This is a genomic window from Bradyrhizobium sp. AZCC 2230 (assembly GCF_036924495.1).
Lineage (GTDB): Bacteria > Pseudomonadota > Alphaproteobacteria > Rhizobiales > Xanthobacteraceae > Bradyrhizobium > Bradyrhizobium rifense.
Genome location: NZ_JAZHRS010000001.1, coordinates 3,832,189 through 3,852,763 on the forward strand (window position 1 = coordinate 3,832,189; position 20,575 = coordinate 3,852,763).

The 20,575-nt window shown below is 64.1% G+C and carries 21 protein-coding genes; 4 read left to right on the forward strand and 17 right to left on the reverse strand.

The genetic code is table 11. The features are described 5' to 3' along the window. Nucleotides 1-4: 4 nt before the first annotated feature. From V1280_RS18375 to V1280_RS18405, 7 genes are read right to left on the reverse strand one after another with little or no spacing between them, the layout of a single operon-like run. Nucleotides 5-292 (reverse strand): MSMEG_0570 family nitrogen starvation response protein, encoded by a 288-nt coding sequence (locus tag V1280_RS18375; protein ID WP_334526838.1) that lies wholly within the window; start codon nt 290-292, stop codon nt 5-7. After that, nucleotides 285-1,451, reverse strand: a complete 1,167-nt coding sequence (locus tag V1280_RS18380; RefSeq protein WP_334526841.1) for an MSMEG_0565 family glycosyltransferase — start codon at nt 1,449-1,451, stop codon at nt 285-287. The genes V1280_RS18375 and V1280_RS18380 overlap by 8 nt, the downstream gene beginning before the upstream one ends. Beyond that, nucleotides 1,448-2,443: a sll0787 family AIR synthase-like protein gene (locus tag V1280_RS18385; RefSeq protein ID WP_334526844.1), complete on the reverse strand. Its 996-nt coding sequence runs from the start codon at nt 2,441-2,443 to the stop codon at nt 1,448-1,450. The genes V1280_RS18380 and V1280_RS18385 overlap by 4 nt, the downstream gene beginning before the upstream one ends. A 2-nt stretch (nt 2,444-2,445) precedes the next feature. Beyond that, a complete protein-coding gene (locus tag V1280_RS18390) occupies nt 2,446-2,994 on the reverse strand; it encodes an MSMEG_0567/Sll0786 family nitrogen starvation N-acetyltransferase (protein WP_334526847.1) in 549 nt (182 codons plus the stop codon). After that, nucleotides 2,991-4,109 carry an MSMEG_0568 family radical SAM protein gene (locus V1280_RS18395; protein WP_334526849.1) on the reverse strand — a complete coding sequence of 373 codons (1,119 nt, stop codon included), beginning with the start codon at nt 4,107-4,109 and terminating at the stop codon, nt 2,991-2,993. The genes V1280_RS18390 and V1280_RS18395 overlap by 4 nt, the downstream gene beginning before the upstream one ends. Continuing rightward, nucleotides 4,036-5,091, reverse strand: a complete 1,056-nt coding sequence (locus tag V1280_RS18400) for a Nit6803 family nitrilase (RefSeq protein ID WP_334526852.1) — start codon at nt 5,089-5,091, stop codon at nt 4,036-4,038. The genes V1280_RS18395 and V1280_RS18400 overlap by 74 nt, the downstream gene beginning before the upstream one ends. Before the next feature lie 38 nt (nt 5,092-5,129). Then, nucleotides 5,130-5,612, reverse strand: a complete 483-nt coding sequence (locus V1280_RS18405) for an MSMEG_0572/Sll0783 family nitrogen starvation response protein (RefSeq protein WP_148778558.1) — start codon at nt 5,610-5,612, stop codon at nt 5,130-5,132. 333 nt (nt 5,613-5,945) lie between these two features. Between V1280_RS18405 and V1280_RS18410 the strand changes: the two genes are divergently transcribed. After that, nucleotides 5,946-7,334 (forward strand): aminotransferase-like domain-containing protein, encoded by a 1,389-nt coding sequence (locus V1280_RS18410; RefSeq protein ID WP_334526857.1) that lies wholly within the window; start codon nt 5,946-5,948, stop codon nt 7,332-7,334. A gap of 26 nt (nt 7,335-7,360) precedes the next feature. On the opposite strand, the gene V1280_RS18415 is transcribed toward V1280_RS18410, so the two are convergent. The 4 genes from V1280_RS18415 to V1280_RS18430 form a co-directional block, all read right to left on the reverse strand. Then, entirely contained in the window at nt 7,361-8,320 is a 960-nt protein-coding gene (locus V1280_RS18415) for an ABC transporter permease (RefSeq protein ID WP_334526860.1), read from the reverse strand. Further along, nucleotides 8,317-9,429: an ABC transporter permease gene (locus V1280_RS18420; protein ID WP_334526863.1), complete on the reverse strand. Its 1,113-nt coding sequence runs from the start codon at nt 9,427-9,429 to the stop codon at nt 8,317-8,319. Before V1280_RS18420 ends, V1280_RS18415 begins: the two co-directional genes overlap by 4 nt. Beyond that, nucleotides 9,422-10,969, reverse strand: coding sequence for a sugar ABC transporter ATP-binding protein (locus V1280_RS18425; RefSeq protein WP_334526866.1), 1,548 nt, complete (start codon nt 10,967-10,969; stop codon nt 9,422-9,424). The genes V1280_RS18420 and V1280_RS18425 overlap by 8 nt, the downstream gene beginning before the upstream one ends. A gap of 63 nt (nt 10,970-11,032) precedes the next feature. Next, nucleotides 11,033-12,163, reverse strand: coding sequence for a sugar ABC transporter substrate-binding protein (locus V1280_RS18430; RefSeq protein ID WP_148778553.1), 1,131 nt, complete (start codon nt 12,161-12,163; stop codon nt 11,033-11,035). A gap of 453 nt (nt 12,164-12,616) precedes the next feature. On the opposite strand from V1280_RS18430, the gene V1280_RS18435 reads away from it, so the two are divergent. Further along, entirely contained in the window at nt 12,617-13,927 is a 1,311-nt protein-coding gene (locus V1280_RS18435; RefSeq protein ID WP_334526872.1) for an ABC transporter substrate-binding protein, read from the forward strand. Between the two features lie 118 nt (nt 13,928-14,045). After that, the gene (locus V1280_RS18440) at nt 14,046-14,264 is read left to right on the forward strand and encodes a GCG_CRPN prefix-to-repeats domain-containing protein (protein ID WP_334526875.1); all 219 of its coding nucleotides are present in this window, start codon (nt 14,046-14,048) and stop codon (nt 14,262-14,264) included. A 287-nt stretch (nt 14,265-14,551) separates the two neighbouring features. On the opposite strand, the gene V1280_RS18445 is transcribed toward V1280_RS18440, so the two are convergent. From V1280_RS18445 to V1280_RS18455, 3 genes are all read right to left on the reverse strand, one after another. Next, nucleotides 14,552-14,752 carry a hypothetical protein gene (locus V1280_RS18445; RefSeq protein WP_334526877.1) on the reverse strand — a complete coding sequence of 67 codons (201 nt, stop codon included), beginning with the start codon at nt 14,750-14,752 and terminating at the stop codon, nt 14,552-14,554. A gap of 480 nt (nt 14,753-15,232) precedes the next feature. Continuing rightward, the gene (locus V1280_RS18450) at nt 15,233-16,402 is read right to left on the reverse strand and encodes a Gfo/Idh/MocA family protein (protein WP_334526880.1); all 1,170 of its coding nucleotides are present in this window, start codon (nt 16,400-16,402) and stop codon (nt 15,233-15,235) included. Nucleotides 16,403-16,450: 48 nt separating this feature from the next. Beyond that, nucleotides 16,451-16,765, reverse strand: a complete 315-nt coding sequence (locus V1280_RS18455; RefSeq protein WP_334526883.1) for a septal ring lytic transglycosylase RlpA family protein — start codon at nt 16,763-16,765, stop codon at nt 16,451-16,453. Between the two features lie 234 nt (nt 16,766-16,999). On the opposite strand from V1280_RS18455, the gene V1280_RS18460 reads away from it, so the two are divergent. Then, a complete protein-coding gene (locus V1280_RS18460) occupies nt 17,000-17,275 on the forward strand; it encodes a hypothetical protein (protein WP_334526886.1) in 276 nt (91 codons plus the stop codon). 88 nt (nt 17,276-17,363) lie between these two features. Here the strand turns inward: V1280_RS18460 and V1280_RS18465 are convergent, their stop codons facing one another. The 3 genes from V1280_RS18465 to V1280_RS18475 form a co-directional block, all read right to left on the reverse strand. Beyond that, entirely contained in the window at nt 17,364-18,209 is an 846-nt protein-coding gene (locus V1280_RS18465) for a CmcJ/NvfI family oxidoreductase (protein ID WP_334526889.1), read from the reverse strand. Between the two features lie 309 nt (nt 18,210-18,518). Next, nucleotides 18,519-19,457, reverse strand: a complete 939-nt coding sequence (locus V1280_RS18470; protein ID WP_334526892.1) for an ABC transporter substrate-binding protein — start codon at nt 19,455-19,457, stop codon at nt 18,519-18,521. Beyond that, a complete protein-coding gene (locus V1280_RS18475) occupies nt 19,454-20,548 on the reverse strand; it encodes an LLM class flavin-dependent oxidoreductase (RefSeq protein WP_334526895.1) in 1,095 nt (364 codons plus the stop codon). The genes V1280_RS18470 and V1280_RS18475 overlap by 4 nt, the downstream gene beginning before the upstream one ends. Nucleotides 20,549-20,575: the final 27 nt, after the last annotated feature.

A 20,575-nucleotide genomic window follows, 5' to 3' on the forward strand; every position in this document is an offset into this window, starting at 1 on the left:
CCTGCTATTCTTCAAACGAGACGATGGTGACGGAAGCGCCAGGCGTGGCCTCGAACTGCACGGCCGTCGCCTCGATCCGGGCAAGCTGGCCGAGCGCGCGCGAGCAGAGAAAGCCGTATTTCTCACGGACACGCTCGGCCGCAATCGTCAGCGCAACGCGGCTGCGTTCGCGAAAATCGTCGAGCCCATAGGTCGTGCCGGCGACGAGATGATCCTTGATGACAAGCGAGGGCGAATAGCAGGCCTCTATCCGTTCATCGGGCCAGCGCACGTTGAAGTGCATCTCAGGCATAGTGCACCTCGCGCAGATCCTGATAGGTCGCAATGTGTGCCCTGGCGGTGCGGCCCCAGTCGTGATGCCTGGCGACCCTGGCGCCATTCGCGATCAGGCGCGAGCGCAGGGGCTCGGCGAGCGCACTGAGGGCGGCATCCGCGATCGAGCCTGCGTGATGCGGATCGCACCAGGCAACATCATCGGGGCCGAGATATTCCGTGAAAGGCGCGATATGCGAGACCACCGCCGGCACGCCACTGGCCATCGCTTCCAGCACGGCGAGGCCAAAGCCTTCGCGCAAGGACGGAAACAGCAGCGCATCGGCCAGGCGAAACAGCGATGGCATGTCGGCATCCATCAGCGGACCGGTTTCGATCACCGCATCCGCCGGCAGTCCCGCATCGCGCAGCCGCGACTTGAACTGTTGTCGGTAGAGACCATGGTCAAGGAGAGAAGCCCCGCCGGCGATGACGAGCTGCGCGGACCGGTGCACGGCGTGCACCTGCCGGAAGGCATCGAGAATGCCGAGCGTATTCTTGCGCTGCTCGACGCCGCCTATGGACAGCAGGATTGGGCCCGCGCGAAGGCCGAGCCGGGCGCGCAGCACCTGGTCGGCGGATGTCGGAGCAGCCGAATAGCGTGCCGTGTCGACGCCATTGCCGACCAGCGTCGCCGAGCGCGACATCTCCGCCTTCAGCTGCGCCTGCCAGAACCGGCTGACGACGAACAGGCCGTCGGCGTGAACAATCGAGCGACGGTCGAGTTCGCAGAGCCGCTCGTGGCTGAATGCATCGATGTGATGAACGGTGCGGACATAGCGCTGAATCAGGCCGCGCTGCTTCAGCGTCGCGAGCGCGTTGCCGGAGATGCCGTCCTGGGCATGGAAGACGTCGTATTGCCGATTTGCGGCATCCTCGAAGTACCTGACATAATCCTCGATGCGCGCTTCGACCATCGCGACGACGTCACTCGAGGCGGGCGACGCAGGCACGGAGCGCGTCGCGGCGACGCTGCGGCGGAAGAAGCCTTTGCCTGCGGGGTCGGGCGCATGCACGACCGGCCTATGTCCGAGTTCCGCAAGGGCGTCGGCAAGCGCGAGCGCGTGCACCACGCCGCCTCGCGGATTGGTCGAGTGGGTGAGGATCGCGATGCGAAGCCGGGACGAGCCGCCGCTCATGCCACGCTCCGCTGCTGATGGCTGTGATCTGGCGCACAGCCAATCAGCGGTTGCGTCGCGAAGTCCCAGACCGTTGCGCGGCCGGAGCGGTCGCGAATGTCCACGCATGTTCCCGCACTGACCTCTCCGATCGCAGCCGCCGCGATGCCACGTCGCTGGAAGCGCGACAGGATCTCGTCGACGGAGTCGGGCTTCGCCGACAGGAGATAGCCGAAGCTCGGGAACGTGAGCAGCCAGCGCTCGAGCGGCGCATCGACGGGAATCGGAATCTCCTCGACGTCCAGCGTGATGGCGACTTGCGAACACTCGGCCAGCATCGCCGCGGTCCCGACGATACCGCCCTGGCTGATGTCCTTGGCTGCGAGTGCGAGCCCCGCCTCGGCAATGGATGGCAGGATCTCCAGATCGCCGCGCAACCGCTCCGCGGGCGCGTCGGTGGCCGCCTCCCAGTTCGCAAAAGGCTCACGGTAGCGGCCACGAAGATCGATCGCCGCGATGAGCTTGTCGCCGGGCCTGGCGTCGAAGCTGGTGAGCAGCCGCCTGGCGCGGCCGAGGATCGCGACGGCAAACTGGCTCTGGCTGCTGCGTACATTGGTGTGCCCGCCGATGACGGGCACACCGAATGTCTTCGCGGCAGCTTTCAGTCCTTCGAGAATGGGCGCGGCCTTGTCCGCACCATTGGACCAGATCGCGTTGACAATGGCCGTCGGCCGTCCGCCCATCGCAGCGACGTCCGAGATGTTGACCATGGCGCCGCACCAGCCGGCAAACCAGGGATCGGCGGCGACGAATTCATTCATGAAGCCTTCGATCGCGAACAGAGTGTAGCCGTCACCTTCCGGGATCGCCGCGCAGTCGTCCCCCACCGCGATGGCGTCGCCGCCCGAGAGGTCGAGCGCGGCGGCAACAGCCGCGATGTCGGCCTTGGCGGCGATGCCGCGGCTTTGGCGGAGCCTTTCGGCGAGACTTGTGAGTGCGGCATCCGTCAGCATGATCAGGCCGCCAGTTTTGCGAGTGACCGGAAGCCGGTTTCGGGCGTCCGGAACGGCGGATAGTGGTCGAGGTCAGCCTCCATGCGATGGTGCGGCCGGCCATGGAGCTCGAATTCGCCGAGCGAGCGCCAGTGCATGTGCTGGAACAGGAGCGCATTCTGACTCTGCACGTTGGCAAGGAAGCGCCGGCAGCCCCGCGCATGCGCGGAGGAGACCGCAAGCCGGATCAGACCGGCGCCAACCGCGCTGAGCCGGCGATAGCCCTTGTCGACGGCAAGGCGGGAGCCCCACCACACGTCCGCCTCGTGTTCATCGGCGTGAATGCGCACGGTGCCGACGACATCGGCCTCGGCCACGCCGAGCAGCGACACGGCCACGAGCGGAATGGCGATATCGTCGACCGCGTCGCGGTCATCGCCCGCAAACACGCCCTGCTCCTCGCAGAAGACGTCGCGGCGCAGGGCTGCGGCGGCAGCACGCTCCCAGGCTTCGGTTGCGAACTTCACCTGGAATTCCGGAGCAACGAATGGCTTGAACGGCTCGAACATCATGCGCTTGCTCCGCGTTCGTAGGTGGACAGGGCCGAACAGGCGCCGCATTTGCCGCAGCCTGCCTTGATGTCAGTGGCGCGTATGCCGCCGGCGCGCAGCATCTCGGCGAGCGGCCGCAGGATGTCGTGCATGAACGCCGCAGACGGCGTCGCATGGCTCTCCAGCGGCGTGCCGGCAATCGGCACGAACGGCACGACGAAGGGATAGACGCCGATATCGATGAGCCGGCGCGACAGCGCGAGGATCTCGGAAGGCTCGTCGCCAAGGCCAGCCAGGATATAGGTCGAGACCTGACCGCGGCCGAACACCGGGACGGCCACAGCAAACGCCTCCATATATTGTTCGATCGAGACCTGCGCCTTGCCGGGCATGATCCTTTGCCGCACGGCGGGGCCGATCACCTCCAGATGCATGCCGAGCGCGTCGACGCCCGCACTCTTCATGCGCCCAAACCAGGCAAAATCATCCGGCGGTTCGCATTGCGCCTGGATCGGCAGGTCGACAGCGGCTTTAACGGCCTGCGCACTCTCCGCAAGGATCCCGGCGCCGCGATCGGACGTATGCGGCGTGCCCGTCGTCATCACCATGTGCCTGATACCGTCGAGCTCGACGGCCGCCTTGGCCACTTCGGCAAGCTGTGCCGGCGTCTTGCGTTCGACCGTACGTCCCGCCGCGAGCGACTGGCCGATGGCGCAGAACTGACAGGTCTTGGTGCGGCTCTGGTAGCGAATGCAGGTCTGCAGCACCGTGGTAGCGAGAACGTCGCGCCCGTGCAGGGTCGCAATCTTCCAATAGGGAACGCCGTCCTCGGTGGTGCGGTCGTAGAATTTGGGCCGCAACGGAAACGATACCTCGGCGAGCACCACGCCGTCGCGCGAGATGCGGCTTCGTCCGGCCTCGTCCGGGCGCTCGACGAGATAGGGACTCTCGAAGGCCGGTGCGTTGTGGACCGGAATCATCACGGTCGCGCCGTCGATCGTGAACGGCGTATGATCCGACGGCCCGGCACCGCCGCGGCGGCCGGTTCCCGCGGTCTTGGGATCAGCGAGCCGGACCCCGAAGGACTGCAACTCGTTGATCAATTGCTCGGTCGGCATCGCCTTGGGTTGCAGCATCTGCGGTCTCATCTGATTGGTCTCCCGGAATGGGCGCGAGGCGGTTCGGGTGAAAGCCGTGCATCGGACGCGCGGCCTGGTCGTTCAGCACCAGCGAAAGCAGCTCCGGCCGGGCGTAGTGGCCGACCGAGTCCATCATCCGCTTGCGTTTGGTGATCAAAGCGAGATCGAGATCGGCGACAAGGATGCCCTCGCCGCTGGTCAACGGCGGCACCAGATGATTGCCTTCGGGGGAGACGATCGCGGTCATGCAGCCGCCGCGCAGGCCTTTGCGCAGGCTCTCTTCGGGCGAGATTTTCGCAATCTGCTCCTCGGTCAGCCAGCCGGTGGCGTTGACGACGAAGCATCCGCTTTCCAGCGCATGATGCCGGATCGTCACCTCGATCTGATCGGCAAAGACCTGTCCGACCAGCGATCCCGGAAACTGGGCCGCATGGATTTCTTCGTGCTGGGCCATCAGCGCGTAGCGGGCGAGTGGATTGTAATGCTCCCAGCAGGCCAGCGCGCCGACCCGGCCGACCGCGGTCTCGACCACCTTCAACCCGGCGCCATCGCCCTGCCCCCAGATCATGCGCTCATGAAATGTCGGCGTGATCTTGCGCCGCTTCAGGACGAGCGCGCCGTTCGCGTCGAACACGAGCTGGGTGTTGTAAAGCGAGCCGTGATCGCGCTCGTTGACGCCGAGCACCACCACCATGCCGTGACGCCTGGCCGCTTGCGCAACCGCGTCCGTCACGGGACCAGGCACGACGACGGCGTTGTCGTAGAGCTGGATGTGCTCGGCGCCGCTCAGGACCGGCGGACGGACAAAGGAGAAATACGGGTACCAGGGAACGAACGTCTCCGGAAAAACGGAGAACTGGACTCCCTTGCCGGCGGCCTCCGTGATAGCCGCCAGGATCCGGTCGACCGTTCCGGTCGGCGTCTCCAGATCCGGCGCAATCTGAATCGCGCCGGCCCTGATCGTGCGCTTCGCTGTCACTGCGCTCCTCCCTCGTCCGCCGCGCGAGCCAACCGGGATCAGACGGTCCAGGTGTGGATCATGAACGCGTCGTCCCTGCGGTGAATCAGCATGAGGTCGAGCACATCCAGTGGATTGATCGGCCGGATGCCCGGAATGAGTGACGGCTCGCCATGGCCGTAGAGCGCCTGCAGCGCGAACCGGCACGCGTAGACCTTGCCGCCTTCATCCATGAACTTTGCGAGCTGGTTATTGAAGTTCTGCGCGCCAGGGAAGGCTTCGTCGCCGATCTTCGGAAAGCCGCGCTGAATACCGAGCGTGACACCGGGACCGTAGAGCAGAACCGAGGTCTCGAAACCCTTCCGCTTCAGGCGCAGCGCCTGGAGAATGTTGACGAGGCCGATGGAGCCTTCGAACGCGACGGTGTGGAAGGTGACGAGCGCCTTCTCACCGGGCTTTGCTTTGACGTCCTCGAAAACCTTCTCTTCGTAGTCGACAAGAAAGTCGCCCTTCTGACGCGCGGGCATGTTCACTGCTGGCATAGACATCTCCTGTTCACGTCCGGGCCTCCCGGATCGAGATCAGGTTTTGCAATCAATGTGCCAAGCAGCGTTCTGCACTACAAATCATCAACCCATACAATATACATTCATTTGTACATTCAATGTTGAATGGAGACCTGACTGGATATGGATATGTTTGCCCAATGGTCGAAAAATAATGCCTGAGAAATGCTGGGCAGCGCGCTCGATCGGTGTGCAACATGCTCAGGCGGAACCGCCTCGCCGAGGCAAGCAATAGCCGCGATGCAATTGCCTCGACGCTTGCAACAATATACAGTCAATTCTACTGACGTAACTTGACGGAACCGAGCAATGGCCGACTGGCGCCCCGATCTATCGAACAGCGACAAGCCGCGCTATCTCGCGATTGCAGACGCAATTGCCGACGATATCGCTGCCGGACGGCTTGTGATCGGCGACCGCCTGCCGCCACAGCGGAAACTCGCCAAGCGCCTCGATGTCGATTTCACCACCGTTGCACGCGGCTACGTCGAAGCCCAGAAGCGCGGGTTGATTGAATCGAAGGTCGGACAGGGAACTTTCGTTCGCGACAAGCCGCGCCCGCGGCGCTCGGCGACGAGCTTTCCGCCCCGTCCCGTCGACCTGTCGATGAACCTGCCGCCAGAGCCTGATGATCCCGAATTGATCGAGCGGATGCAGGCCGGCGCCGAACATGTGCTGCGCGACGTCGTGTCGCTGCTGCGCTACCAGGGCTTTGGCGGCACGCAGGCCGACAAGGATGCCGCGTCGAGCTGGCTCGGCCGCCGTGCGCTGGTGCCGGCACAGAGCCGCATTTTCGTCTCGCCGGGCGCACATCCGGCGCTGCTTGGCATTCTCTCGATCCTCGCGAAATCAGGCGAGGCGGTGCTGTGCGAGGCCATCACCTATCCCGGGATCAGGTCCATCGCCGCGCAGCTCGGCATCACGCTCGTCGGCCTGCCGATGGATGGCGACGGCATCGAGCCGCAGGCGCTGACGGACGCCTGCAAGAAGCTGAAGCCCAAGGCCATCTACCTCAATCCGACGCTGCAGAATCCGACGACCCTGACGATTCCGGACTCGCGACGGCGCGAGATCGTCGCGATCGCACGACGCTTCAAGCTGCCGATCATCGAGGACGATGCCTATGGCTTCATTCCCGAGCACGGCCACGGCCACGCACCCTTCGCGGCCATCGCGCCCGATCTGACCTGGCACGTCGCGGGACTGGCAAAATGCATCGGAGCGGGCTTGCGCACCGCCTATGTCGTCGTGCCCGATACGCGCTCGGCCTGGCCGTTTGCCTCGGCGCTGCGGTCAGCGACTGTGATGGCATCTCCCCTCACCGTGGCGATCGCGACGCGCTGGATCGAAGACGGCACCGCGGACACGATGTTGCGGTTCATCCGGGCCGAGACTTCGGCGCGACAGAAGCTCGCCGCCGAAATCCTGCCCAAGGGGTCCTATCGCGGCGATCCGCTGAGCTTCAACCTGTGGGTCGCGCTGCCCGACGCCTGGAACCGATCGGCTTTCGTGGGGCATATGCGGCAGACCGGCATCGGTGTGGTCGCAAGCGACGCCTTTGTCGTGAGCGATCCGCCTCCCGAGGCCGTGAGAATATGCATCTGCGGTCCTTCAACCCGGGCGCAGATTAGATCTGCGCTCGAGTATGCCGCTCACGCGCTGGTCGAGACTCCGGCCCTGGCGTCGCCGTTTCTCTGATCCGCAAGGGGTACGATGGCGCGGCGTCAACTCGTGACACGTTCGCCGCGCCCGTAGACCAGCAGCATGAAGATGATGACGAGGCCGTAGATCACCTGGCGGCCGGCCTCGGGCATGTCCATGATCGACAGCACGCTGTTGAGCAGCACGATCAGCACGACGCCGATCAGCGTCCCGAGATAGCGGCCGCGGCCGCCGAGGATATGGGTGCCGCCGATCACGACCGCCGCGATCGACGGCAGCAGATAGGCATCCCCCATGCCCTGATAGGCCTTGGTGGAGTAGCCGGCGAGCAGCACGCCGGCGAGCGCGGCTGCAAGACCGCACAGGACGAAGCAGACCACGGTGATGCGGCGGGTGTCGACGCCGGCCAGATAGGCGGCTGCCTCCTTGTTGCCGATGGCATAGACATAGCGGCCGAGCGTTGTGCGCTGCAGAACAATCGTGACGAGCACCGACACGGCGATCCAGACGAACAAGGCGTTGGGAATACCGAGCGTGCGGTCGCCGGCGAGCATCCGCATCAGGTCGGTGGCGCCGGTCTGCGGCGCGTAGCCGCCGGTGTGCGCAACCATCAGGCCGCGCATCACCGCGTTGACGCCAAGCGTGAAGATCATCGAGGGCACGCGCAGATAGGCAACCCCGATGCCGTTGACGAGACCGACCAGAAGCCCGACCCCGAGCCCGACCGGAATTGCGAGCGGCCCGCCGATCGAGGTCGCCATCATGGCAGCCGCGGCCAGCGTCCACGGCACCGACAGATCGATCTGGGCGATCAGGATCACCATCATCATCCCGGCGGCCACGATGCCGAGGAAGGCGCCGATCTGAAGCTGCTGCAACAAATAGGTCGGCGACAGCAGCGGCGCACTGCCGAAGCGGGCAAATGTGTAGACCGTGCCCGCCACCAGGATGACGAGGATGAACAGCGCCGCGATCAGGATCGGACGGTCATCGCGCGAGAGACTGAGCGAGGCCGAACTCATCGGAACAGCTCCAGCGTGTTCTTGACGCGCAGGACGCCGAGCGCGCCGATGCTGACCGCCGCCAGCAGGATCAGGCCCTCGAACAGCGGTTGCAACAACGGCGCGATGTCGAAGATACGGAAGAAGAACGAGATGACGCGCAGGACCATGGCACCGAAGATCGAGCCGATCGCGCTGCCGGTCCCGCCGAGCAGCGAGGTGCCGCCGATGACGACGGAGGCGATCGAGTTGAGCGTATAGGCGCCGGCCTGCGGGATGTCGGCATTGCCTGAGGATGTCTGGATGGCGAGGAACAGGCCGCCACAGCCGGCGAAGAAGCCGGCGAGCGTGAAGGCCGCGATCTTGGCGCGCTCGATCGGAAGGCCGGACATGTAGGCCGCGCCTTCAGCTGAGCCGACCGCATACACAGCCCGGCCGAGCACGGAGCGGCGGAACGGCACCCAGACCAGCAGCGCGATCAAGACCAGCAGCACGAACGGCACCGGGATCCAGGCCAACGGCGCAAACCAGGCGGCTGCACCATCATCGAAGATATGGACGGTCGCGGCGAAATCCCCGAGCGAATTGGTCAGCGCCCAGTTGAGATCCTCGTCGATCTTGCCGCCCGGCGTCGGCCGCAGGAACAGCGCAATGCCGATATAGACCGCGCCGGTCGCGAGCGTCGCGATGATCGGCTGGATGCGTCCATAGACGACGACGCAGCCGTTGACGAAGCCGGCCAGCGCGCCGATCGCGAGGCAGATGACAATCCCGAGCAGGATGCCGCTCACGCCGCCGGGAAAGGTGCCGAGGCCGAGATGCAGACCGAAGATGTCGAGATGCAACGGAGTGCCCCCCGCCGCACCCGTGAGCAGGTAGCTCGCGAAACACCCCACCATGGTCATGACGGCGCCCACCGAGAGATCCAGCCCCGACGCCAGCACCGGCACGGTCTGGGCCATCGCCACCATGGCGAGCGCGAATATCTCGTCGCCGTTCTGCACCAGAACCGCTGACGAGAAGCCCCTGGGGTGGGCGAGATTGTAGAGCAGGTAGAGGATGGAGAACAACAGGACGGCGGTGACGATGCCGATGTTCTGGCGAATCCTGATGGCGACATCGTCAAGCATGGGCGGCTCCGGGCGAGTCCGGCGTCGCCGCGTCGATGTTCAGCGCGCTGGCGATGATGTTGGTCTCGTTGAGCTCGTCACCTTCGAGCTCGCGCACGATGCGCCCGTCATACATGATCGCCACCCGGTCGCAGCAGCCGATGAGCTCGTCATAGTCGGTCGAGTAGAACAGGATGGCGGCACCCTGGTCGGCGAGCTCGCGCATCAGCCGGTAAAGCTCCTGCTTGGTGCCGACATCGATGCCGCGCGTGGGATCGTTGAGCAGGATGATGCGCGGATCGGTCATCAGCCATTTGGCGAGAACGACCTTCTGCTGGTTGCCGCCGGAGAGCGTGGCGACCGCGTCGCCGGGCGCGCCGATCTTGATCTGCAGCCGCGCGATGCCGCGCTTGATCGCCTCTGTCTCGCGCGCACGGTCGACCAGAGGTCCGGTCGAGATCGCGTCGAGCGAGGCAATCACCAGATTGTCTGATATCGACATCGGCAGCATCAGGCCTTCAGTCTTGCGATCCTCCGGCACGAGCGCGATGCCGACCGACTTCGCCGCCGCCGGAGATCCCGGACGCACCTCGCGACCCTCGACCGTGACCTGCCCGGAGATGCCGCGCAGCACGCCGAACAGCGCCAGCAGCAGGGATTTCTGGCCCTGGCCATCCAGCCCGCCGAGGCCGACGATCTCGCCGGCGCCTACGCGGAGCGAGATGCGATCGAGACTCTTGTCCCAGCTCAGATTATCGACAGCCAGCATCGGCTTCGGCGATCCGCGCGCGGGCTTTGGAGGATATTGGGTGGCGATGTCACGCCCGATCATGAGCTGAACGATATCGGCAGTCGAGCGCCGGCCCTTGTCGAAGGTCTCGATATGGCGCCCGTTGCGGAACACGGAGGCGCGGTCGGCCAGCGCCTCGACCTCGTGCATCCGGTGCGAGATGTAGAGAATGGCAACGCCCTCGGCCTTGAGCCGTGCCAGCATGGCGTACACCTTCTCGACGTCGGCACTGGTGAGGGCCGATGTGGCCTCGTCGAGGATCAGGAGTTGCGGCTTCTTGCCGAGCGCCTTGGCGATCTCCACCACCTGGCGGCGCGACAGCGGCAGATCGCGCACGCGCATCAGGGGATTGACGTCCTCGCAACCGATCACGGCCAGCAGCTCTTCGGCCCGGCGGCGCTGCGCCCGCGCGTCGATGAGGCCGAAGCGGCGCGGCGGCGACGCGATCGAGATGTTGTCCGCGACCGAGAGGTCGGGCATCAGCGACAATTCCTGGAAGATGCAGACGACGCCGGCTGCATTGGCCGCGGACGGCGTCGCGAAGCTCACATCGCGTCCGCCGAGCTGCATGGTGCCGGTATCGGGCTGGACGACGCCGGCGATGATCTTGATCAGCGTCGACTTGCCGGCGCCGTTCTCGCCCAGCACCGCGTGGATCTTGCCGCGCTCGCATGCGAAGTCGACGCCTTCGAGCGCCCGCACACCGGCGTAGCGCTTGGAGATTCCGGACAAGGTGAGGAAGGCGGATTGGCTCGAAATGGCGTCCGGCATGGCGGGCTCAGGCAGCGGCGGCCCGGCAAACGCCGGGCCGCAACCGGGACATCTCCAGTCCGCTCACTGGGTGTTCTTCTCGCTCTGCGACATGATCTCCGGCGCCGTGAAGTTGACGCCGCAGGGCGTGAACTGGTTCGGCGCGAAGAAGTTTGCGTTGAGGTCCGGCCAGTAGTTGGTGCCGGGCTTCAGATCCTTGTAGGTCGCAACCGGAATCGGGATCGAGATGAGCTGCGGCATCACATTGCCCTGCAACGCGGAGATCGCCGCCTTGGTGGCGATGGCGACCAGCGCCGGAGACTGGCCGTAGGACATGCCCTTGAGCCCGTCCTTGGCGTGATCGGCGATCTGCTTGCGGTACTCGTTCTCACCCTCGCCCGACATCGGGACGAAGGGATGCTTCGCCGACATCAGCGCCTGCACGGTGCCGTCGGAGCCGCCTTGCGTGAACACGCCGTCGAAATGGCCGTGCACCGCGAGCGCGTCCGCCGTCACCTTCTGCGAGGTGCCGGTATCCCAATTGCCGACCACTTCGGTGATCTTGAAGCTGTTGCCCGAAGCTTCCATGACCTCGCGGAAGCCGAGATGGCGGTCACGGTCGACCGAATTGCCCGGCAGGCCGCGGACTTCGAGGATGTCGCCCGCCTTCTTGCCGCTCTCATCGATCAACCACTTCGCCGACATGCGGCCCATTTCCTTCTGGTCCTCGTTGACCATCATCACCTTGTCGGTGTCGAGGACGTTGTCGAAGGGAACCACGACCACGTTGTTCTTGTCGGCGAGGCGGATGATGCGGTCGAAGCCATCGGGGGCCACCGCAATCGTGACGATGGCGTCGAAGCCCTGATTGATGAAGTCCTCCATCGCGCCGAGTTGCGCTGCAACATCGGTGCCGGTCGAGACGACCTTGAACTCCTTGATGTTCTCCTTGATGCCCGGCTGCGCGGCGAAGGCCTTGGCGGTCTTCACCATCTGAATGCGCCAGGTGTTGCCGACGAAGCCGTTGACGAGCGCGATCTTGTAGGGACCGGGCTTCTTGTCCCACTGGAAGAACTTGGTTTGAGCAGACCAGGGCTTGAAGCAACCGGGATCGGCGCCCGGACCGGATACGACCTTCGGCCCTGCCAAGGCACTGACCGGGGACAGCAGCAGGCCAACGCAAGCGAGCCCCGCAAAACGAAGCGTCCACACCATGTCTCTTCTCCCTAAGCTTTTGTTTCAACCCTAAACGCGGCGCAATGGCCAAGCCGGGAATTGGGCTTCCCGTGCAATTTGCCCCGCTAGGATGGCACGCAACCTCCGATGCGCACAAGCCGAATGCCGGTCGTGGGCCCTGCCCTGCTGCGAACGCGTCAAGCAAAACCATCACAATTGCGGGAGACGATGCCGCGTTGCGACGAAGCTGAAAACACACGCGTGACAAGTGGATGTTCGCGTCCACCCTGACGCAGCGCAATCGAATGATCCGGATCAAGGGACAGCGCAGCGCAAAAGAATGAGACTCAGGGAAAAATGCCGACGCGATCATGGTCTGCAGCGCGTCCGAATTGCCTGGTGCGGTGCATGTTGACTTTCACAAGCCCCCTCCAAATACTCGCAAAAAAGCATAAAACCAGTCGCAAACGACGGTTCGGAGGGAGGAATAGGATGCCGACTTCACGCAGGCAGCTGCTGAAGGGTACGGCGGCTGCCGCCGCCACACTCAGCCTCGATTGGACCCGGGCCCAGGCGCAAGCCGAGAATTTGCGCATCGGCCTGATCTACGATCTCACCGGACCATTCGCCGCGGGCGGCTCGGTCGCCTCCTCGGTCGGCGCGCAGATCGCCATCGATCTCGTCAACGAGAAGGGCGGCATCGGCGGCAAGACCAGGATCGTGCCCGTCTCCGCCGACTCCCAGAGCAAGGCCGACGTTGCCATCAACGAGGCCGAGCGGCTGATCAGCCAGGAGAAGATCGACATCATCAACGGCGTCTATTCCAGCGCGCATGCCGTGCCGATGGCGGCGAAGGTCGAGCAGCAAAAGAAGATCCTCTGGATCACGACTGCGGTCTCGACCGCCGTGTTCAAGGACAAGAACCTGCAATACGTTTTTCGCGCGCAGATTCATTCGGATCAATACGGCCAGGCCTTTGCCGGCTTCATCGCCGAGCACGCCAAGGGCAAGCTCGGCATGGACCCCAAGGAGGTCAAGGTCGCGCTGATCCACGAGGACGGTCCCTATGGCGTCGGCGTCGCCGCCGCAGACGAGGCCTATGCCAAGGAGGCCGGCATCCAGGTGGTGCTGCGCGAGGGCTATTCGGCCTCCGCGCCCGACCTCTCGGTGCTCGTCACAAAACTCAAGCGCGCCAAGGTCGATGTGATCTCGCACGCCGGCTACAACCCGGACATCACCCTGTTTCTGCGCCAGGCGCGCGAGAGCGGATTGCGCTTCAAGATGCTGTTCGGCGCCGGCGCTGGCTACAGCCAACTCGACAAGCTGCGCACCGCCTTCGGCGCCGACATCGACAATTTTTGCAACATCGATCCGGTGCCGGCGCAGTTGCTCGATCCGTCGAAGCTCGCGCCCGGCATGGGCGATCTGATCAAGACCATGGTCACGCGCTACCAGGCCAAGACCGGCGCGACCGACGTGCCGCCGCATTGCTCGATGGGCTTCAACCAGACCTGGGTGCTGCTCAACAACGTGCTGCCGGTGGCGAAAGAGAAATACGGCAGCTTCGAGCCGGAGGCCATTCGCAAGGCCGCCCTCGACGTCGACATCCCGCCCGGCGGCACCATCCAGGGCTACGGCGTGAAATTCTTCCCGCCGGGCACGCCGCTCTCCGGCCAGAACGAACGCTCGACGCCGGTGGTGATGCAGAACGCCGGCGAGCACATCTCGGTGGTGTGGCCGACCAACATCCGTACCCAGGATCCGGTGTTTCCGCTGCCGAAGGGCTCGACTTACGGGGCATAGCTACCTGACACCAGCCTGACAGCGCTTTCTTGTCGGGCCTGAGCCATTTATGAGAGTTCCACGCTCGTGATATAGAGGGCCGCCATTCATCACGATGGCGCGAGAGGTGGAGGTATTCATGAAGACTCTTTCTGCTGCTCTGTTTGGAATTGTTGTTCTCTTGGCTGGTCTCTGGTTGACGTCGACCCCCGCCGTTGCCCTTGGCGGCTGCGGTCCAAACCAACATCGCAGTGCAGCCGGCCGCTGCGTTTTCGGTGGACAGAACGAAGACTACTGCATCCGCAAGACCGGCCATCCGGCCACGCGCATGCCCAACGGGACGATGAAGTGCATCTGACCTGAGGCTTCGCGACGCTCTTTCATCCATACGACGCAACGCATCCTCTCTCCTCGTGGGAGGGGATGATCTCCCACGGCGGGCGCTTGGCGGTGCAAGGCCGTCATTGTTCGTCGCGTTGCAGCTGAAGGCAAATGCATCCGGTGGTCATTGTTTTCGCGCTGTAGTTGGATTTTCGACCACCGAGCAACTCGTGCTGGTTGTGAGACGACGTCGCTTTGAAACAAAAGCTTTCTAAAGTGTGATCTGGGTAACTAGCCGCGCTTCGTTTCGTACGTACAAGCCGATCAGCCAATCGCGCTCAGCATTGGCACAACCGGCAAACCGGCTCGCATTTCGAAGCCGTCCAGCAGGGATCCGACATTTTCAGTTCGTGAATTCCAGCGATGGGGGTGACAATGCCCGCCATATTCGAATTGCTCTACAAGGAATTCTGCCGTGCTCGCCTTGCCGAGATGCGCAAGCAGCTTCTGCTCACGGGCAAACATCCAAAACTCTTTCTGCCGGAGGACGATCCCGTCGAGCCGGATGGGATGGACCCGCAACGCCAAGCCGAATTGAAGCGCACGAGGGAATAATCAGGCCGCGGCAACGGTATCTTGGAAAGACAGAACATTTGCAGGAGGCAACATTGAACACGCCTGAATTCTATGCTGCGTCGATTGCCTGCCTCTCTTGCCTGACCATTGTCGTGATGATGGCTGCCGGAGCCTGGTAGGCGGCATCGCTCACACTTCCCCTCTCCCCTTGTGGGAGAGGGTGGCATAGGCGGCCTTCGGCCGCCGTTCTTAGAACGCCGATGCTTTGCGTCGGCTATGGCAAAGCGGCGAGACGGGTGAGGGGTTGCCTCACCGAGCACTTCTCTCAGTATGGACCCGCGGATAGATACCCCTCATCCGGCGCTTCGCGCCACCTTCTCCCACAAGGGGAGAAGGATTTGCAGAGTGCCTGTGGCGACCTTTTCCGTCCTACAACACCACCCGCCGTCCCTCCTCCGCCGCCCAATAGCCGGCATAGTTCACCTTGATCGTCTCGTAGGCCAGCGCGAGGTCCGACAGCGGCTGCCGTCCCGTGGCGGCGCATTCCATGAAATCCTGGATCTCCTGGAGATAGCCGCGCGTCCATTCCTCCTCGAGACAGACATATTGCCAGCCGGTTTTGCGGTCGACCTTCTCGGTGATGTAGACCGGAGCGAGCTTCTCTTCAGAAGTCTGGTAGCTCATCAGATGGTTGTTCGGCGTGATGTTGGCGAACAGCGAGCCGCCGCTGGTGTAGGTCTCGATCAGATTGCGGACGCCGCCCATGATCATGTCGCCGGAGAACACGGTGGCCTTGGTGCCGTCGGAGAAGGTCACCGTCAGCGTGCCCCAATCCTCGACATCGACCGGATTGGCCTTGATGTAGGTCCGTTCCTCCGGCTTGAGGCCGGCCGTGACGTTGCCGACATCGCCAGTGACGCTGGCAACCCCAATGGTCTCGCCGCGCGCCTTGGCCTCGACCTGCTTGAGATAGAGCACGGCCGAGAGCGGATGGCAGCCCATCCGGATCAGCGAGCCGCCGCCGGTCATCGCCCATTGCGCGGCATGCGCTGCGTGCGAACCGGAATGGCTCTCCTCGCCCTTCATGAACAGGATTTTGTCTTTCGTCGCCTTGAGGATCTCGGCGGTCTTGGTCACGGCCGGTGCGTAGATCCAGTCCTCGGCATACATGAAGAGTTTTCCAGTACGCTCGATCGCGGCACGCGTTGCGTCCATCTCCTCCAGCACGCGTTCATACATCAGCGCCTTCGGCACGTGCTTGCCGATCGGCTCCCTGTCACTGTTGCGGCCGAAATAGCCGGCAAACGGCTTTTCGCAGATGACGTGCTTGCCGGCCTGCATGCTGGCGACGATCATCTCCGCATGAAGATTGGGCGGCGTGCAGATGTCGATGACATCAAGCGCGCGGTCCGCGATCAATTCGGCAAAGCCGCGATAGACCCGCGGGATGTTATGGCGGGCGGCAAACTCCACGACGTGATCGCCGCGCGCGGCGACCGCCGCAACCTCGACGTCGACACCGTAGACGCGCCGGAACGCATACATATGCAGCTCCGACACAAAGCCGCAGCCGACGAGTCCGACTCTGATTTTCGCCATAGCGCCCCTCCCCCTTGCTTTGGGCGGCACTATAGCGGGCTTACGCGCCTATTCCACCGAGACCCGCACCACGCCTGCGCTCATCATGCCGAGCGCGCGGGCGGCGGGCACCGACAGATCGACGATGCGGCCGCGGATGAAGGGGCCGCGATCATTGACGCGGCATTGGATCGAGTGGCCGCCATAGGACACCCTGAGCACGCTCCCGAACGGACGCGTCCGGTGCGCGCAAGTCAGCTCACCGCTCTTCGCGGCTTTCCCGTATCCGTAATATGAGGCAAGTCCGCTTTCGGCGTGGGCGACGGAAAATGCAGAAAGCGAAAAAGTGGTCAAACACAACAATAGCGTTGGCTGCGCTCGCACGGCACCGCTCCCGGTTGGCCTGCCCCGCGCTGCAACGTCGCGCAGTTCCCGTTGGTTCCGGGAACACTGCCGGGCGAGGCCCGGCAGTGCCATCACACATTGTTACGACCTGTGAAATACCCGCCTGCGGCAAGACACCGCCGCACCTTTCGCGGCCCTGTTGATCCTGATCAATGGTCTGGAGATCCAGCCGTAGGCTGATGACCTCTCACTCTAAGACGACGGGAGGTCAGCATGACATATCGCAAGCCGACAATGCTGCTACTGGCTGCATTGATAGCCGGCCTCGGACTATCCGGTTCATTTCAGTGGTCGCCGACCGAAGGACTCGCGCTGTCGGTCAGCAGTGCAGAGGCCAGGGTCGGACGTCCCCTGACGCCTGTCAGCGTGGCCGGCGTTGCGCGTCGCACCACACGACGCGCCGTCGTAGGCGGCGCGGCCGTTGGCGCGGCGGCAGCGAGCACCGGATGCGTTCGCGTGCTTGTTAACGGAGCCTATGTCTGCCGATGACGGACGAGGCCGATCACTACGTCAGCAGACGGATTGCAGCCGTGTCGGGTTGTCCGGCCCGACACGGCTGAACTCCCTCGACAGCGCCTCAACGCTTGTGAAAGACCAGCGTGCGCACTTCGATGCTCTCACGCGGCGCGGCATCGGCCGGCGTGGTCGGATCGACGAAGGCGGTATGCGGCCCGAAACGGGTCCGGCCGTCGGTTGCTGAGTCATAGCATTTGAGCAGCAGCGCCTCGTCCGCCGTCATCTCAGGGAAATAGAACCAGCGATGGTTCGGATTGTATTTCACCGAATAGGTCTCGCCGCGACGGTTGGGATAGATCAGGTCCGAAGCGACGAGATCGTCGGGCGACACCGTGCTGCCGTCGACCATTGCGAGTGGTGAATCGCGCAGGGGCCCGCGGATCGGCCGCCAGAGGTTGATCACCTGGACGCGGCCCTTGAGCAGCTCCTTGGCTTCATCAGGCACATGCTCGCGCACGCGGTTGGCGCCTGAGACAGCGGTCTGGTCGACGTGGACGCGCGTCGCAGGCTGGCGCGGACCGCCGTCACGAATATCCGCGGCGCCCTCGACCCGCCTGCGCACGGTGTGATCGAAGATCACGACGCGGTCAGCCTTCAACGTCGCGCGGAGGAAGGCCTCGACGGCTGGATAGTAGACCGCCCGTATCTCCTCGTCGTTGTAAAAGTCTTTCACCTGGTTCGGGTGGCGCACCAGCGCAAATCCCTCGCGATCGAGCGAGACATTGTTCGCGATCAGCCGCGCATCGAAGATCGGCACCTGATGCGGCTCCGGCAGCGATGTGCTTTTCGGCTCGCCCGGCGGCGGATCGAAGGCATAGGTGCGTGGTTTGCCGGATACCGGCGCGAGATAGTTGAGTTCAGCAGTGACGAAGGGAAGCGATTCGATTTTTGTTTCTTGCAGGCCCATGGCCGGTCTCCCGATGTGGTCGTGTGAATGATTTTTGACGGGACGGACGGCGGTGCAAGAGGTGCGATGCAAATAGCAATGCAAGTGTCGTCGTCAGCGTGAAGTGCAGAAGAAATGTTTTGAGGGGGGACAGGTGTGCGTTGATCCCCTTCTCCCCTTGCGGGAGAAGGTGGCGCGTAGCGCCGGATGAGGGGTATCTATCCGCGAGTTCAAGATGCCAGAGATGTGATCGCGGAGAGAGACCCCTCACCCGTCTCGCCGCTTCGCGGCGAGCCACCCTCTCCCGCAAGGGGAGAGGGAAAGCGCTCTCTACAACCCCGCCTTGGCGATCGCATCCGTAAACGAGCGATCGACGATCTCCGCGGCATCGAGCTTCTGCTTGATCAGGCCCCCGCGGAAATACAGATCGATCGTGCTCTGCTCGTCCGCGACCACGCCGTCGTCGATCGGCGCGATGCGGATTTTTGCGCGCGAGAGCCAATTCTGCGGCACGGCGGTCGGGATGTTCATCAGCTTGCCCCAGGTCTCGGCATAGCCGTTGGAATTCGTCAATGACCACGCGCGCGCGACGGTGAGGCGGCGGATGAAGTCGGTCAGCTCGGCGCGCTTGTCGCGGATCGCATCCGGCCGCGCCACCTGAAAGCTCAGCCCCGGCGTCAGGCCCTCCGCGGTGATGATGCGGCGTGACTTGAACAGTACCTCTTCCTGGCTGACGTAAGGCTCCCAGGTCGACCACGCATCGACCGAGCCTTGCGTGTAGGCGATCTTGGCGTCCGACGGCGCCAGGAACGCGATCTGCACGTCGCTCGCAGCCCACCCGTTCTTTTCCAGTGCGGCGAGGATCAGCTGATGGCCGATCGAGCCGCGGCCGGTCGCGATCTTCTTAGCCCGCAGATCGGCAAAACTCCTGATCGGCGAGTTTTCGGGAACGAGGATCGCGAGCCCCTCGCCGGTCTGCCGGATCGCTGCGATCGCCTTCACCGGCGCGCCGGAGGCGGCGGCGAAGGTGAAGGGCGCGTCGCCGACGAGACCGGTCTCGATCGCACCGGCGCTCAGTGCCTCCAGCAGCGGCGCGGCCGCCGGAAACTCCTTCCACTCGATCTTGTAGGGGACGTCCTTGAGCACGCCCGCGGCTTCCATCACCGCCTGCGAATTGCCCTTCTGGTCGCCGACGCGCAGCGTGGTCTGCGCGCTGGCGAGATCAGCGCCTGCGAATGCGAGCGCTGCTGCAACAATGAACCGGATCATTCCGCCGCGATCCCCCGCTGCTGGTCGCGCTCGGCGATCAGCTTGCGCGTCAGCGGGATCAGCTCGCCGCCGTAGTCGATGGCATCCGGAAGCGGATCGAAGCCGCGGATCAGGAAGTGGCTGACGCCGAGATCGTAATAATCGGCGAAGACTTCCGCGACCTGCTCGGGCGTGCCGACCAGCGCGGTGGTGTTGCTGTTGGCGCCGGTGAGCTTTGCGATCTCGGTCCACAGCCGCTTGTCGATGCGCGCGCCCTGGTCGGCCGCCGCCAACAGCCGCTTGGCGCCCTCGGTCGCGTGATTGGGCCGGCGATAGCCGGTCTGGTCCTGCAGCGCGGTGGCGCGCTCGAGGATCCCTTCGGCCTTCTGCCAGGCCTTTTCCTCGGTATCGGCGAGGATCGGCCGCACCGACAGGCTGAAGCGCGGGCTCGGCCGCCCGTGCTTCGCGGCCGCCGCACGCACGCGCGCGGTCACGTCGCGCACCTGCGCATAGGATTCGCCCCACAGCGCAAAGGTGTCGGCATGCTTGCCCGAGACCTCGATCGCGGCATCGGAGCCGCCGCCGACGAAGGTGTAGATACCGCCCTTCTGCAGCGGCTTCACCTGCGAAAAGCCGTTCTCGACGGTGTAATACTTGCCGCTGTAGTTGAACGGCTTCTCGCTGGTCCATTCGAGCCGTACGATGTCGAGGAATTCGCTGGTGCGGGCGTAACGCTCGTCCTTGTCGTCGAGCGTGTTGCCGTCCTGGCGCAGTTCGATGGCGTTGCCGCCGGTGATGACGTGCAGCGAGACGCGGCCATCATAGAGCTGGTCCAGCGTGGCGAGCTGGCGCGCCAGCAGCGTCGGCGCGGTAAAGCCCGGCCGCTGCGCGATCATCACCTTGAGCTGCTTGGTGATGGTCAGCACGTGCTGGGCGATCTGCAGCGCATCCGGCGTGGTCGAATGGAACGCCAGCAGCGCGCGGTCGAAACCGGCGAGCTCATGCGCCTTCGCCACCGTCTCGATATAGTGCGGATCGAGCACCGGTCCCTGGCGCACGATGGTCTCGGAAGCGTTGCTGTTTGCGATAAAGCCGATGAACTCGACCGACATGATGGTCTCCCTGTTGTTTTCTGAAAG